The sequence below is a fragment of the Rubritalea marina DSM 17716 genome (genome assembly GCF_000378105.1).
Classification (GTDB): domain Bacteria; phylum Verrucomicrobiota; class Verrucomicrobiia; order Verrucomicrobiales; family Akkermansiaceae; genus Rubritalea; species Rubritalea marina.
On sequence record NZ_KB899271.1, the window covers coordinates 1 to 15500 of the forward strand.

13 protein-coding genes are annotated in these 15500 nt (G+C 54.0%); 11 read left to right on the forward strand and 2 right to left on the reverse strand.

Annotation, left to right across the window (positions count from 1 at the left end):
* Positions 1-486 precede the first annotated feature (486 nt).
* Positions 487-2517 (reverse strand): DUF455 family protein, encoded by a 2031-nt coding sequence (locus F454_RS16000; protein ID WP_018971174.1) that lies wholly within the window; start codon positions 2515-2517, stop codon positions 487-489.
* A gap of 77 nt (positions 2518-2594) precedes the next feature.
* Between F454_RS16000 and F454_RS0113450 the strand changes: the two genes are divergently transcribed.
* The 11 genes from F454_RS0113450 to F454_RS0113500 all read left to right on the forward strand — a co-directional run bounded on the left by F454_RS0113450 (position 2595) and on the right by F454_RS0113500 (position 15007).
* Positions 2595-4085, forward strand: coding sequence for a S1C family serine protease (locus F454_RS0113450; protein ID WP_018971175.1), 1491 nt, complete (start codon positions 2595-2597; stop codon positions 4083-4085).
* Between the two features lie 46 nt (positions 4086-4131).
* Complete coding sequence (locus tag F454_RS0113455; RefSeq protein ID WP_018971176.1) at positions 4132-5604, forward strand: S1C family serine protease; 1473 nt, start codon at positions 4132-4134, stop codon at positions 5602-5604.
* A 4-nt stretch (positions 5605-5608) separates the two neighbouring features.
* Positions 5609-7261: a hypothetical protein gene (locus F454_RS0113460; RefSeq protein ID WP_205619046.1), complete on the forward strand. Its 1653-nt coding sequence runs from the start codon at positions 5609-5611 to the stop codon at positions 7259-7261.
* A 213-nt stretch (positions 7262-7474) separates the two neighbouring features.
* Positions 7475-8176, forward strand: coding sequence for a PEP-CTERM sorting domain-containing protein (locus tag F454_RS0113465; RefSeq protein WP_018971178.1), 702 nt, complete (start codon positions 7475-7477; stop codon positions 8174-8176).
* Between the two features lie 93 nt (positions 8177-8269).
* Positions 8270-9466: a serine hydrolase domain-containing protein gene (locus tag F454_RS15300; RefSeq protein ID WP_083913043.1), complete on the forward strand. Its 1197-nt coding sequence runs from the start codon at positions 8270-8272 to the stop codon at positions 9464-9466.
* A gap of 165 nt (positions 9467-9631) precedes the next feature.
* Positions 9632-10090 carry a DoxX family protein gene (locus tag F454_RS0113475; protein WP_018971180.1) on the forward strand — a complete coding sequence of 153 codons (459 nt, stop codon included), beginning with the start codon at positions 9632-9634 and terminating at the stop codon, positions 10088-10090.
* 31 nt (positions 10091-10121) lie between these two features.
* A complete protein-coding gene (locus tag F454_RS0113480; RefSeq protein WP_018971181.1) occupies positions 10122-10514 on the forward strand; it encodes a hypothetical protein in 393 nt (130 codons plus the stop codon).
* A gap of 48 nt (positions 10515-10562) precedes the next feature.
* Positions 10563-12401: a DNA primase gene (dnaG, locus tag F454_RS16005; protein ID WP_018971182.1), complete on the forward strand. Its 1839-nt coding sequence runs from the start codon at positions 10563-10565 to the stop codon at positions 12399-12401.
* Between the two features lie 182 nt (positions 12402-12583).
* Positions 12584-13177, forward strand: a complete 594-nt coding sequence (locus F454_RS0113490) for an RNA polymerase sigma factor (RefSeq protein ID WP_156817295.1) — start codon at positions 12584-12586, stop codon at positions 13175-13177.
* Between the two features lie 39 nt (positions 13178-13216).
* A complete protein-coding gene (locus F454_RS15310; protein WP_018971184.1) occupies positions 13217-14371 on the forward strand; it encodes a PQQ-dependent sugar dehydrogenase in 1155 nt (384 codons plus the stop codon).
* Between the two features lie 63 nt (positions 14372-14434).
* Positions 14435-15007: a glutathione peroxidase gene (locus F454_RS0113500; protein ID WP_018971185.1), complete on the forward strand. Its 573-nt coding sequence runs from the start codon at positions 14435-14437 to the stop codon at positions 15005-15007.
* Between the two features lie 223 nt (positions 15008-15230).
* Here the strand turns inward: F454_RS0113500 and F454_RS16185 are convergent.
* Positions 15231-15500: transposase (locus F454_RS16185; RefSeq protein ID WP_018971186.1), on the reverse strand; the 270-nt coding region annotated here is incomplete at its 5' end.

Sequence of the window (15500 nt, forward strand, 5' to 3'; positions counted from 1 at the left end):
TAGGCCAGCCGACACAGTACCACCACCTAACACGCTTCGCAACAGGCGAAGCACTGGCACCACCTTGCCAGAAAACGGGTATTCTAGGGCATTCCGGGCCGATCATACCCAAATGTTCGCATCCAGCGCCCCATGAGCTCATGTGAAGTTGATCATCAGGGAAACTACAATGTTAGGCTCGGACTTTCTCTAAGTTTAGTCTGTCTGAGTTATGAGAGTTATGTAACGGTTCAACCATCTCCCTAGCCCCGCATCATTGAATCTGTACCCGTAGTAGTAGAACTCTCCGAAGTTCTCTTTTGGTGTCGTAGAGAAAGCTTTCGCATTCTCTACGCATGCGTCTATTGGATTTGGAAATATCACCGTCGCCAACCTAACAGCATTCTACTTTGGCGTCTACGCTGAGGTATTATTAGCTCGCAAAAAGTACACGCCTTCTAGCGTGCTATGTTTCTGTGCTAGGGAAACACTTCAGACCAACAGGATTTATTTATCCAAACAGCCTAGCAAGACACTGGGTCTGGCGACGCGGAACTGGGCGATGAATTCTTCGGCTTGGCTTGGGTCGTTGAGCGGGTAGAGGCCGGCGCTGAGGCCGACTTGCTCGCCACCCTCGGCTTCTGGACCGTACGGGCTATGCTCGTCGGAAGCACCCTGGGTTTGAGATTTGCGGACGATCTCGTAGAGTCCCCCCATGCCCGGGGCTGACTTTTTGAGGAGCTCGACGGCAACGCGGCCCATGGTGTGACGCATGTTCACCTCCACCACCGGGCGGAATGCTAGGGTGCCATCTGGGTGTCGAAATACCATGGAGTCGATGCCAATCGCACCCACGTAATCGCTGTTGCCTAGCAGTTGATTGAGTGCTTCAGGGAGGCGATGGCGGTAGAATGCGTGGGCATCGCTATCGCGGAAGAGGAAGGTGCTGAGTTCGGCATCGTAGCCCTGCGCCCATTTTGGAAGAACCAGACAGCCGCGGAAGCGCCCTAGGCTATCGTTGAGGACTTGGGTCATTCCGATGTGCTTGATGCTACCATCGGCGGCACGTTCGTATTGGGAGGAAAAGTCCACCACTCGATTGAGCCATGGCTCGACTAACAATCCACCGTGCTCGCTGAGGCTGCGCTTGAGCCACCCTTTGGCACTCTGGCTCCAGTCTCCATCGATAATCCGGCAATGCCCCCGCCCTGCGTTCGAGTAGGCTGCCTTCATCAATATATTGCCATCGCTCTGCGAGAAGTATTCCATCACCTCGGCCTCGGATTCACACCATTGCCCAACAGGTTCACCTAACAACTGCTCGAGTCGGAAGCCGAGCTTTTTAGACATCCATTCGCTCTCGCCATGATTGCGCCATTTTTGCGCGACCTGCTCGCTCATATTCTGAGCGTAGGGAGCAAGGACATCGCAAGCGCGTTGCTGCCAGGCCCATGGGCGCATGCCACCGATCCGGCGTTCTTCTAGATCGTGCTCTCCTCCCAGCTCAATGCACTCGGGCATTGGAAATCCCCAAGCACGTAGGTTCACCAAGTGCTGGCGGCTGGGAGCATTGCGCAGCAAGAGCACATCGTCGCGTCGCGTCCAGGCAATAGGCAGCATATCCAAATCCTCTTCTAACAAGCGCACATTACGCTTTGGCGAGAATGGTTTGTTATTGATCTTGGCGAGTTCTTCGCCCTCGGCATTTGGGTTGAACCAATGGAGCACGGGGGTGCGTCCGCGCGATTGTTCTTCGATTTCTAGCGCTTCGATCCACTCGGAGTCGATGCCAGCGATCTTGCGTCCCTCGGCATTGAATGGGGCCACGCCTTTGGCTCGCACTGGCGAGAGTGGGAAGAAGAGCTGGGTCTTGAATGCTTCCCAGTCGCTCTTGGATTGGTCTTTCCAGCGGCGGAACCATTTGAGGCCATGGCCGACGTGTTCGATCTCGTCTTCGTAAATTTTTTCTAGGACTGCGGCGGTGCCACCATCGCCGACTTGGCGGAAGAGTTTTGCATAGTGGACCGAGTAGTCGAGGTTCGCTTGTTCGAAGACTAAGCTCAGGCGGCTGACAAAATCCATCGGTTGTTCCATGGGGGCCACAGCGCGCCAGAAGTAATCATTCACGGGAAGTTCGCCAAATTCTACCCCGCAGTCGCGCATCCTGCGCATGTACATAAGTGTATGAGCCTGTTCCTCTTTCAGAGTTTCATAGACGCCCAAGCGAAATTCCTTCGGGGCATTGGGGAATTTTAGCAAGACAAGAGCCATCAGCTCTGTCGCTAGTAATTCATGGTTCGCTAGGAAATGCAGCATCTTGCCACGCTCGACATCATCGTCGAGCCGGTTGGTCCCCGGGAAGTCCGCTTTTACCCCACGAGCGGAGACTTGGAGCTCGCTAGGCCTCCCGGGACCATCAGGCATGATGAAGCTCCCAGCCTCAGGCGCCTCATCAGTGATCACCTTGGGATTGAGTAACAACTTCTCATCCAAGGATCTACTGTACAGCACCTGCTCGGCAAACTCGCGCAATTCCATGCCATCCAGCTAAACTATTTTATCGAAACATCAAATCTACTTTTCAAATTAACCATCCGCCCCATAGTCTACCAGTCATGAGATTTTCTGCCACGATCGCCGCCATCTGCACCTTCGCCCTCACAGCAGCTACCATCCCAAGCGCTCTCGCAGCCCCGGCCGCCACAGCTTCAGCTGAGAATGCTGAAATCTATAAGTCGATCGTGAAAATCGAAGTCGCCTCACAGGTACCGGACTACACCACACCATGGAATGCTGGCCACTTCTCAGGCGGCTCTGGTACTGGATTCATCATCGGGAAAAACCAATTTCTTACGAATGCTCATGTGGTATCGAACGAACGCCGAGTTCTCATCACCATGCATGGCTCAGCGCGCAAGCATCAAGCCCGCGTGGTCCACATCGCTCATGACTGTGACCTTGCGCTTCTCGAAGTAGACGACTTCAGCCCTTTTGAGGGATTGCCACACTTTCGTATTGGCGACATCCCAAAGCTAGAGGACGAAGTACGAGTGATCGGTTATCCTGTGGGTGGTGAACGCATTTCAGTCACACGCGGCATCGTATCGCGAATCGACTTTCGTTCTTATGCACACTCTAGGGCGGACATGCACCTCGTGGTGCAGATTGACGCGGCGATCAACCCTGGAAACTCAGGTGGCCCCGTGCTGCAGAATGGCAAGGTCGTAGGCGTCGCCTTCCAGGGTCTGACCCAGGCAGACAATACGGGCTACATGATCCCGCCTCCGGTCATCAATCGCTTTCTTACGGACATCAAAGACGGTAGCTACGACCACTATGCCGAGCTTGGTGTCAGCGAGTTCCCACTGTTCAACCCGGCAATGCGTAAGATCTACAACCTCGCACCAAACGACCCAGGTGTGCTCGTGGCCGATGTGTCCGTAGGTAGCTCAGCAGCCACAACCGTGAAGCAAGGCGACATTCTCATCGCCATCGATGGCCATGAAGTTGATTCCTCGGGCAACATCCTGATGGACGGCGAGCGCGTGAACATGAACGAGATTGTGGAGCGCAAGTTCGCAGGCGACGCAGTCAGCCTAAAGTTCGTCCGCAATGGTGAAGTCATGGAGAAATCCGTGGTATTGAAGACCTTCCCGCCAGCACAGATGTACGCGGCGCAGTATGGAAAAAAGCCACGCTTCCTGGTTCAAGGTGGGCTGGTCTTTCAGCCGCTCAACCTCAACCTCTACCTCTCTCACAAGCTGAATAACCCGCGCGTGAGAAAGATCTTCAACACCTACCTTAAGGACGGCTTTTATGAAAAGCATCAAGATGTGTTGATCCTCACCCGCCTGCTCGACGACCCGATCAATGCTTCGCTTGGCGGCTTCGCTGGCAATGCTGTGGAAACCATCAATGGCCAAAAGATCACCACCATCGAGCAAGCCTCTCAGCTGCTCAACAGCGCAAACCCTCCAAAATTTTTAGAAATCACCTTCAGCGGCGTGGATCGCCCACTCGTGATTCCCACCAAGGACCTCGCTGAGGCCAACCAACGGATCAGAGAAAACTACGGGATCCACAGCCAACAAAACCTCGAGAACTAGACCACCGCGCCCAATCCAGTACGCAACGTTAACCAACTAGCACTTCATGAAACCATTCCTCACTCTACTTCTCGCAGTCCTCACCACCCTAGGATCGCTGAGCAGCTTGGCAGCAGACTACACCGACTCGGTACTGCGAATCTCCTCCACGCTTCAAAACTACAACCCTTCACAGCCGTGGGACAAATCGAACCCGCGCAGTCGCCGTGCCCTAGCCGCGGTGCTCGACAATGGTCTCGTCATCACCACCGCAGAGATGGTGACCAATGCCAACTTCATCCAGCTCGAAACCTGTGATGGGGAGTTTCAAATCCCAGCGAAGATTCACACCATCGACTATGAGTGCAACCTAGCGCTGCTCGAAGCCATCGATGCGGACGGCAAAGAAGTGATTGCCAAGCTCAAGCCATTTCAAACTGCTGAGCCAGCTAGCATTGGTGACTCGCTGGACATCATTCAGATCCAGAACAATGGCACCCAGCTGCTGACCTCAGGAAAGATCCGGGGAGTCGATATTGTAGCGGGCTTCGCGGCAGGCCACTATTTTCTAAATTACGAACTCAAGACCTCAATGCAAAGTGCCGCCAACAGCTTCACCCTTCCTGCGATCAAGGATGGCAAGCTAGCGGGACTCCTCACCAGCTATTCCAGCAAAGACCAGCTCGCCGACCTGATTGCTCCAGAAATCCTCAATGCCTTCCTCGAAGATGCCGCTGATGGTGCTTACAAAGGATTCCCGATGCTCGGCGTCGCGACCTCCAACACCAAAGACCCACACTTCAGACGCTGGCTCGAACTCCCACAGGGCAAGAACGGACTCTTCATCACACGCGTGCTCCCCGACTCCGCAGCTGCTAATGCAAAGCTTCAAAAGGGCGACGTCATCACAGCCATCGATGGACACGCTATCGACAAGCGCGGCAACTACCAAGACCCACACTACGGCACCCTCTTCTGGAGCCACCTCGTGCGTGGCGCCAAAAAAATTGGCGAACCAATCCATTTTGATATTTTACGTGACGGCAAGGTACTACAAGTGGAAACCAAGCTGGCGCGCGCGCCCGAGGGCATCATCCCATCACACACCTATGGCAAGGCTCCCCGCTACTTGGTGAAAGGTGGCTTCGTCTTCCAAGAACTCACCAAGTCCTACCTCGAGGCCTTCGGCAAAGATTGGCAAAGCCGCGCACCGCTCAACCTACTAGACGCACTCAATCACCCAGAAGATTATGAAAAAGGACGCGATCGCCTCGTCTTCATCAGCGCCACCATTCCCACTCCTGCAACACTCGGCTACGAATCGATCCGCGGTGTCATTGTCGAGCAGGTCAATGGCCAGCCAGTGAAAGACCTACCTTCATTGATCGCCGCTTTGAAGAAGGCTCCAGCCAATGGTATCCACTCGCTCACCATCGACGAGCAACCAAAGACCATCTATCTAGACGCCACCCTCAGCGACCAAGTCGACCAACAACTCGTGCAGCGCGGACTCCCCGCATTGTCTAGAGCCAAAGAATAAGAACTTGTTCAGTCTCCCCAGTCAGCCTCGCGCCTTGATCAAGCTCAGTCTGGCGATGCCCCTGGTACTGGCCACCATCGCAGCCGCTAGTGCCGCGCCTGACACGCAGGTCAAGCACCACCATCAGGGGCTCCATGGCTACATTGGCTACCGCACCAACTCCCCTCCTGCAGGCACGGCCTTCAACATGGGCATGGGGTTTTATACCGCGGTCTGGCCCTTGATTGACCAACCACTGGCGCAATTTCAGATTGGGCTTCCAGGCTGCTGGATTCTGCCGGACAACCGCGACAACAAATCCACCCCACTCGCTCCAGTGGGCACACGCGCTAGGGAATGGAAAGAACGTGGTCCCACTTGGGACTCGGTATTTCAAACAGTCGAAGGCGGCCTCGGCTATTGGCGAGGCAATCGCTTTCGCTACGGAGCACCCAAGTTTAGCTTGAATGCCACCCCGCAGTGCTACGACTACGAAGTCGGATCCCCCGGCTGGTCATTTTTCTATGATACTGAGGCTCTGGCAGATGATCAACTCGGCCTAGCGCAACTCAGCAACCGTCTTCTCATTCCTCCCGATGCTCTGCCCTTCAAGGGTCAGCCAAATGGCGAATTCATGGGCTATACCTACCTAGCACTACCATTCACCGATCCAGTGCCTGATGGGGACCCGCCTACTGGATCCCATGCCTGGACCTGCTTTATCAACACTAAAAACTTTAAAGGCCCTATCGCCTACTATGTTCCCGAAACTTGGAGCAAGGTAGGCAAGCGCTTCGACTACCCATTTCTCTATGGTCGAGGCCTCGACGCTCGTCCTGGCATCATGCACGGCGGCGCCATGGAGATCAATACGGTGCCATGCTACGAACAACAAACGCGTGCGGGCATCACCTATTCAAAGATTCCAAAGCTCCAATTCCCGGTCGACCGCCTGGGTCGCTCACTCCTTGTGCAACAGGTCAACTACTATTCCAAGGAGGCACTCTACAACGACTTCCTCGCATGGAGAAAAGGTGGCACACCTTGCTCCGGAAGCTTTGCCAAAAAAGGAACTTGGAACGCCAAGATATCCGCCAATCCAACGCGCTACTCCCAAGCTAAATTGCCACTCAAAGGAATCGACCAACTCTTCGAGAGCCATGCCTATTCACCCCAAGTTTGGGGAATTCGTTGGAACAAGCTCACCAGGGAAAACCGCGGCGCCTTCCCACAATACTTCCGCCATGAAGGAGACAAGCGTGTGCCCATCGACGCCAGCGAAGTCCCCGCAGAACTTAGCCTGCGTGAGCAACGCTTTGCTCTTGCCAAACGAGGCCAGCCCTTCACTTCGCCAAAGCGCGGCGCTTGGACCCACCCTGGGCCTGCACTCGGCCCCTACCAAGTCGAACTAGCAGATGGGTCCTTGGTGACCTATTCATGGTACCGATTCATCGACCAACCGACCTTCCAGCAGTACCAATGGAGCGAACAAAAAAAGGCGCGGCTGCAGCACTTGGTAGAGCAGATCCATGCACACTGGCCCATCGATCGCGACTACATGGCTCCTCCAGCCGAAGGGGAACTGGTGAGCCTAGACTCCGCACTCATCGTCACGCCACCGCGAGGCTTCGAATATGGCTACGTCCCCATCGTCACCCGCCAAGAAGATGCTCAATAAGTACGCACAACAATGAGAGCATTGTATCTCCACAATTCTAGCAAACAACATTCAAGAACCTGACACACACCGAACGAACCATTCACGTAAATGCTTGACAGGCAACACCCCCATGAACATCCTGCAAACACACTACGTGAGATAGGCGTTTCATTCTCTACTGCCTGCTTGTAACTCCCCTATTCCTCATCGTGTGCAACCATACGATACATTATGACCCACAACCTATTACCTCATTCAGCGGCATTGGCACTAGCCATCGCAGTTACAGGAGGCACCTTGCAGGCTGCCACTATTAGCACATTCAACCAAGCTTCTGATCTGACACTCAGTGGAAGCTATGAGTACCTCATTGATATCGGAGGTGGCACCGCAGACCGATCTATCAATGGCTACACATTTCAAGCCGACGACAACAATGCCAACGTCAGTGTCGCCGTCGTCGACTCCGGTGGTCAGTTCAATTGGGCCACCACGCCCGAATACGGTTCTACCGCCAGTGATAACGACCTTGAATTGATGATGCACAACACCGCTCTGGACTTCGGTTCAGCAAGCTCAGCCATCAATATTGATGCGGTTATCTCAACATCCCAGCAATATGAACTCGTCTTGTACTTTTCCAACAACAATGATGATCCTCGATCACTGAACGTTGTGGTAGAAGGTACCACGATCGAATCCGCCTTTCAGCCAGAGCTCCCCACACCATTGGGAACTGGTGCCACACCGACGGTAGGCACAATGATCACCCACACCTTCACCTCAACCGACACCAACCTCGATATTGATATCGTGGGGAATGGCGCCGTCATCCAAGGCTTCACTCTTCAAGCTGTGGCAGTGCCAGAGCCTAGCAGTGCTGCATTGATCGGCCTCGGAGGCCTCACCCTACTGGCACGTCGTCGCCGTTAGGACTGAACAGTTCACCTTTAACATCGCCCTAGCTTGGACTCGTACCGAGCTAGGGCTTTTTTTTGTTCGCCAGTGCGTCCTTCAATCGCTTCGATGGTACTTACGATGCTCAATCGACTCTTCTCCACGCTCATACTGATCACATCATGCGCCACAGCACTACCGCTTCAGGCAGCCCCCAGACTTGCAGCTATCGATGGCGCCATGCGAGAAATGCTCGCAGCCGGCGAAATCTATGGTGTGGTCACGATGGTGGTGGATCGCGATAAAGTCCTCCACCTCGGCGCCCTAGGCACGCGCAACCGTGATACGAAATTGCCCATGCTAGAAGACACGATTTTCCGCATCGCTTCGATGACTAAGCCGATCACGGGTGTGGCCATCATGACCTTGGTGGATCGTGGACTCATCGACCTGGATGCTCCAGTCGCCCGATACCTTCCTGAATTTGCTACAATCACAAGCCCTAGTGGCCAAGTTGCTGCTATCACGGTGCGCCAATTACTCAACCACACATCTGGTCTGGCAGAGGCCACACATCAGGAAAAGCAAGACGCGACGAGTCTATCAGAACTACTCCCAATCTGCTGGGAACGACCAATGCTCTCAGAACCCGGTGAGAAATGGACCTACAGCCAATCGGCCGTCAATGCCGCAGCGAGTATCGTCGAGCGAGTCAGTGGCCTACCATTCGACACCTATCTGCAACGCACCATCTTCCGGCCCTTAGGAATGGTAGACACAGGGCACTACCTCGATCGAGAACAGCAAAAACGTCTTGCCACAGCCTATCGTAAGGATCCCGCGAAAGAACTCCCAGTCGCAGTTGCTCACTACGACCGGCGCCGCATGAGCGCCGCAGCACCACTGGCAAATACTGGGCTCTACAGCACCGCAAGCGACTACGCTAGCTTCTGCCAAATGCTCCTCAATCGCGGATCATACAAACAGAAACAGCTCCTATCAGAAGCGGCCGTGGAGGAACTCACGCGCATCACTACCGGTGCGATGGAAACTGGCTTTGTCCCTGGAAGTGGCTGGGCAGTTGCCACAGGAGTCGTGCGCGAACCAATGGGCATCACCGCCATGCTATCCAAAGGTAGCTTTGGTCACGGCGGCGGTTTTGGCACACAAGCCTGGAGCGACCCGGTGCGCGGAGTCAGCTACATCATGATGATCCAGCGCATCGGCTTTGGCAACGGCGACGCCTGCATCATCCGCCAACGATTCCAAGAATCAGCAGCCCAAGCGCTGGGCTTCAGCTGGAAACGCGAACACCAGAAGGAATAAGCCAGGTCCATTCAGTTCCTACCAGGGTGGTTCCCCGCCCATGCTCCACCTCGCAATCGTGTTGCCAAAGATGGCCAGCATGCAGTATACCTCAGAATGCTATGCCACTGAATCATCAATGGTCACTTCAACAACAAACGACTCAACGCCCACCCCATAAGCCCCATGATCCAATTGATTCATAAATACCGCGCTTGGATGAACTCAGGCGCCGAAGAACTAGGTGCCGATCTCGCACTCCTCACCACACGCATCCTCTTCGGCGGCATGATGATCTTAGGCCACGGCCTGCCGAAACTTGAGAAATTTTCCGTGCTAGCCGACAAGTTCCCAGACCCACTTGGCATTGGACCCTCTCTCAGCCTGAGCCTCGCCATCATCAGTGAAATCATTGGTTCCGCAATGCTGATCCTTGGACTAGGCACCCGACTGGCAGCGACTCAGCTCATGTTCACGATGGTTGTAGCCGCCTTAATTGTGCATGCTTCTGACCCGTTCTTTGCACCTGCTGGCGCGGCGAGCAAGGAATTTGCACTCGTTTACCTCGCGGGATTTTTGATGCTTTTGCTCGCTGGTCCAGGTCGATTCTCCATCGATCGAATCATCTCCAACAAAGCTGCATAACAAAAGCTAACAACCAAAACTCTGCAAGCACATGGGCAAAGTCAATGTACAGATCGAGATTCAGGCACCTATCACCGCTTGCTACACCTACGTCAAAGAGTCCGTGATCGCGCCGCGTTACCTTTCGATTTATCGGGAGCTTCACCATGGCAAACACTACTCTGGCAAGATTGTGCAGGACCACGCTCTGCAGCACTTGGTCATCACCGAGCAAGGCTATGACAGCATGTCCAAACTACGCCATAAAGGCTGGACCATCAGCTACGCCTTCGAAGCGCTCGGCGAAAACTCCACAAAGGTCGAAGTCACAGTGGCATACGGATGGTTCCTAGCCCTCATGGGAATGACCACCACAAAGATCCAAGCGATCAATGAAATGATGGGCCGAGTCAGCGCATTGCTTGCTCTGGAAAATACTGCCTAGCTCGATTTCATCGTTGAACCGCAGCCAAGGAAGCGCCACAAGTAAGGAGTGCCACGCATTCCCGAAGAAACCATCCAAAGCATCCTCGACAATACTGACATCGTCGATGTTATCTCGGGCTACATCCCCTTGAAGCGCGCAGGCGGCACCTTCAAAGCGTGCTGCCCATTCCACAACGAGAAGACCCCTTCATTCAACGTCAACCCACAGAGGCAATTCTACTATTGCTTTGGCTGTGGAGCGAGTGGCTCAGCCATCACCTTCGTCAAAGACTACGAAAACCTCCCTTTTGTCGATGCTGTGAAAAAGCTCGCCGACCGCGCAGGCGTCACCATCCAAGAAGAAGCCTACGACCCGAAGGCGGAACAACGAAAGCGTATCAAGTCACGCCTGGTGCAACTCCACAATGCCTCAGCCAAGTACTTTCACACCCTCGTTCGCAAAGCACCCGAAGCTCAAATCGCCCGAGACTATCTCAAAAAACGTGGGATGAATGTCGAAGCTGCAGAACGCTGGCTCATCGGCTGGATGCCCGAAAACCCACAACAATTTCTCCACTGGGCAAAAGAGCACGGCTTCAACGGCCGGGAGCTGGTGCAGTCAGGCATTTGCAACCTCAAGGACGCCAACAACCCAAAAGCTGGCATCTACGTGAACTGGCGCAATCGCTTGCTCTTCCCCATTCACAACGACTACGGCGACATCATTGGCTACAGCGCCCGACAGCTCATCGACGACCCCAATACCGGCAAATACATCAATACCCGCGAGACTCAACTCTTCGATAAGTCACGCATCTTCTTCGGACTCGATAAAGCACGTCGGCCGATCTCCCAAGCGAAATTCGCACTTCTCTGTGAAGGGCAAATTGACGTCATTGCTCTCCATGAGAAAGGAGTCCAAAATGCCATCGCCGCTCTCGGCACCGGCACCACCGAGCACCACGCTCGCCTGCTCAAACGCTACACCCAGAGCGCCATCCTCTGCTACGATGCCGACAACGCAGGCTACAAAGCGGCGACGCGTGCTTTCCGCGTGCTAGCAGCCGAAGGAATCCACGTCCGCTGTGTCACCATGCCAGCCGGTGAAGACCCCGATTCCTATATCCAACAGTACGGGGTTGAGGCATTCCAACAACTCCTAGAGAATGCCCTAGAATTCTTCGAGTACAAACTCCAACACGCGGCCAACACCAGCAACTTGAACGACTTCCAAGAAAAGGCGAACCTCGTCGTGGAGCTCGCCGAGCTCGCCAACTTGATCACCAACAAAGTCGCTCAAGACATGGTGGTAGCCAAGGTGGCTGCACGCCTAACACTTAGCGAGGCCGACTTCCGCGACCAGCTCATCAACACGGGAAAAAAAATGCGCCATGACGAGCGTCGCGCCCAGCAACGCCAAAACCGCTTTGAGCCAGAACAAACGCCCCCCACGCTTGAGCCACTCGAAATGGATAGCACGGTATCTTACCTCTGCTTCCTCGCCCTCAGCTCAGAAAAAGCTCAATCGTGGCTCTGCGAGCAAATTGAATCCCTGCACACCGCGCTGCAAGGATTCTCTGGCGGCGCCTTGTTCAATACCATTCTGTCTCAGAAGCCCTCGCCATCGCAACCATCCGCGGTGCAAAGCTTTCTCCAATCGCTACCAGACGACGAACGCTCTGCCCTCCAGCGCACCCTCTCCGAAACCACGCCCAGCGACCCAATCAAAGCCGCCGAGGAGACCACCAACATGCTACTCAGCAAGCACTTCCAGCAACGTGAGGCCGTCATTCGCACCGCAATGAAGCAAAGCAACCTCCCGCCTGAAGAACTCATGGCCCTCCTCCAGGAAGCTCAAGAAATCCAAGAGCTTCTCAAGAACCTCAGCCAACGCTTTATCCGCTGAGCCACCACTAGCACAGCATACCCTCGCCGCCAGCAAGCTGCGCGAGATCAATCAGCTTGCGATGCTTTCGCCCTTACTCAGCACCCCCAGCATCACATTTATTCACACTATTCTGCAACTTCTCTATCGCCTTGTGGTTTGATGTTTTGATACAAGTCATGCTGACCACTGCCAACCCAACTATGTCATTAAGCGAAAACCACGACTCTGAGGATGCCATCGATGTTGCCCTCATGATGCGTGTGAAACATGGCGACCACCAGGCCTTCGAGCAATTGGTAGAACGCTATCAGGATGTGGCCGTTGGAACCGTGGCTAAAATGTTAGGCAACCCATCAAACGCTCAAGATATAGCCCAACAGGCCTTCGTCAGGCTCTGGAAAGCAGCACCTCGCTACAAACAAAAGGCCAAGTTCTCGACCTTCTTCTTCACCATCATTCGCAACCTTGTATTCAACGAGTCCAAGAAGTTTGCCCGCCGCAAAACATACTCGCTCGAGCAACGAGAAGAAGTGCTCTTCGAACAAGTTTCCGATGATGCCACGCGCAGCCCAGATGCCGAAGCGCAACAGGCCGAGCTCAACAAAGTCGTCGATCAAGCAATCGCAAACTTGCCGGATAAACAACGCATGGCACTCGTGCTCAGACGCTACGAAAACATGCCTTATGAAGAGATTGCCGCGGTTCTCAAGACCTCAGTATCCGCAGTCAAAAGCCACCTCTTCCGCGCTCGTGCCACCCTCAAAGAGGATTTAAGCCACTACCTTGACGCTTAGAGTTGCCCTAGCGAAGCGATCCACTCTAGAGTGTCATGCATGATCAAGTCATACGTTTTGACCTGCGCCACTCTCCTAGGCTCGCTCCCTCTTCTCCAGGCATTCCCTCTAGAAATCCAGCGCGTTGCTGACGGCCTCGATAAGCCAGTAGAAGTACGTGGTCATGCCGGCATGCCTCAGCTCGTCTACATCGTAGAGAAAACCGGCAAAATCAAGATCTACGACAGCAAGTTGGGCAAGGTGCTGCAAACACCCTTTCTCGATATCAAAGACCGCGTCCGTTCCAGCGCTTCCGAGCAAGGCTTACTCAGCATCGCCTTCCCCGGCGACTTCTCCAGCTCAAAGCGCTTCTACGTCTATTACACCAAGCAGGACGACAGCTCGGTGCTCAGCCGTTTCAGCGTGAATGACGCCTACCAAGCCATCGCGGAAAGCGAAGAAGTGCTGCTTACCCACCCACAAGATTACCGCAACCACAATGGAGGTAGCCTGCGCTTCGGACCAGATCACATGCTCTACATCTCGCTCGGCGACGGCGGAGCAGCCAACGACCCAAAACGCCGCGCACAAGATCTCGAATCCTTGCTAGGAAAGCTGCTTCGCATTGATGTCAGCCCAGCCACAGGTTACCAGATCCCAAAAGACAACCCCTACGTGGATGATCAACACGCGCGGCCAGAGATACTCAGCTACGGGCTGCGCAACCCGTGGCGGATCTGCTGGGATGGTGACACCCTCTACATCGCCGATGTCGGGCAAAACAAATACGAAGAGATCAACGCCACCACACACCGCGCATTGTTCGCAGCAAACTTCGGATGGCCCCAATGGGAAGCCTTCGAGAAGACCAACAACCGCAAACCCAAAAAAATCAATAGCGGCACCCTCATCAAACCAATCTATGCTTACAAACATGGCACCAATGACTTCCAAGGGCTCAGCATCAGTGGCGCCGCAATTGCCCCCCCAAACTACCCCAAACTCGATGGACGATTCCTCTTCGCCGACTACGTGACCCACTACGTCTGGAGTGGCTCGCTCAGCAATGGCAAACTCGATGGCGTCCGCCAGCACGAACTGCTCATCGATGGTAAAGCCATCAAAGTCGAACAAATCGCCAGCGTCGATCGCGCTGCAAATCAAAAACTGTACTTCACCAGCATCCTCGGAGAGGTCTACGAAGTGAAGCAATAAACGCCGCCTTCCTCAAAGCAACCACCTCATAGCAGATCAAGCAATTTCACTCTAAGAACCACCATGCCCACACCCCGATTCACAGCGACACTGGCCACCATTTGCACCATGCTATCCATGTTCCTACTTCATACCTCAGAGGGCTCTCAGCCCCTACTCACAGGCAGCGCCAAAAGCATCCAGGGTGAGTCTATCCCACTCAATTCCTATGCAGGCAAAGTAGTGCTCGTGGTCAACGTGGCGAGCCGCTGCGGCTTCACCAAACAATACAGCACCCTGCAGCAAAGCTACCTGAAGTACCAAGATCAAGGCTTTGTGGTATTGGGCTTCCCCTGCAACCAATTTGGCAAACAAGAACCCGGCAGCGATGCTGAGATTGTAGAATTCTGCAGCAGTCGCTTCTCAGTGACCTTCCCGATGTTCAGTAAGGTAGAAGTCAATGGCCCAAATGCCCATCCACTCTATCAGAAGCTAACATCCAAGGATCTAGCGATTAAAAACACAGGACCTGTGCGATGGAATTTTGAGAAATTCCTCATCGGCCGCGATGGAAAAATCATCGCCCGCTATCGATCATTCACCTCGCCTGATGGCAAGAAACTGAGCCAGGCGATTGAAAAAGCCCTGGCGAAGTAAGCTATTCAGTCATTCCTCAGCACCCCCCGCAGGAAAAACTGGCCCAAGTGTGAGATATTGCCCCCACAGCAGAGCGCACCGCAAGGCGTTCTTCCATGAGGCGGCTGTATTGCAACCCCGCCAAAGAAACCTATCAACAATCTTCGCCGAAGGTGAAATACATAACATCCCACCATAAAGGCTCGGTCACAATCTTCGCCGAAGGCGAACAACATACCAGCAACTATATTCCGTAAATTTCTTTTTTAACCAAAGAATTGAGATGGATAAGAAGTTTCCGAGCAACAGCAATCACGATGGCTCGACCTGCTTTTCCCGCGTCACGAAGTCTAGCTCCAAAGCTTTTTAGTTCAGGGTTATGTCTCAAAGCTACTACCGCAGCCATGTAGAGAGCTGTTCGTGGCCGAGCGCGTCCACCGTATATTTTTCTCACTCCCTTGTAATTCCCGCTTTCAAAGTGAAGAGGGGCTAAGCCTGTGAGTCTGGCAATCTC

Excerpts from the sequence above, each read along its gene's own strand:
- F454_RS16000 (WP_018971174.1), bottom strand. The coding sequence starts at position 2,517 with ATGGAATTGCGCGAGTTTGCCGAGCAGGTGCTGTACAGTAGATCCTTG.
- F454_RS0113450 (WP_018971175.1), top strand. The coding sequence starts at position 2,595 with ATGAGATTTTCTGCCACGATCGCCGCCATCTGCACCTTCGCCCTCACA.
- F454_RS0113455 (WP_018971176.1), top strand. The coding sequence starts at position 4,132 with ATGAAACCATTCCTCACTCTACTTCTCGCAGTCCTCACCACCCTAGGA.
- F454_RS0113465 (WP_018971178.1), top strand. The coding sequence starts at position 7,475 with ATGACCCACAACCTATTACCTCATTCAGCGGCATTGGCACTAGCCATC.
- F454_RS15300 (WP_083913043.1), top strand. The coding sequence starts at position 8,270 with ATGGTACTTACGATGCTCAATCGACTCTTCTCCACGCTCATACTGATC.
- F454_RS0113475 (WP_018971180.1), top strand. The coding sequence starts at position 9,632 with ATGATCCAATTGATTCATAAATACCGCGCTTGGATGAACTCAGGCGCC.
- F454_RS0113480 (WP_018971181.1), top strand. The coding sequence starts at position 10,122 with ATGGGCAAAGTCAATGTACAGATCGAGATTCAGGCACCTATCACCGCT.
- F454_RS0113490 (WP_156817295.1), top strand. The coding sequence starts at position 12,584 with ATGTCATTAAGCGAAAACCACGACTCTGAGGATGCCATCGATGTTGCC.
- F454_RS15310 (WP_018971184.1), top strand. The coding sequence starts at position 13,217 with ATGATCAAGTCATACGTTTTGACCTGCGCCACTCTCCTAGGCTCGCTC.
- F454_RS0113500 (WP_018971185.1), top strand. The coding sequence starts at position 14,435 with ATGCCCACACCCCGATTCACAGCGACACTGGCCACCATTTGCACCATG.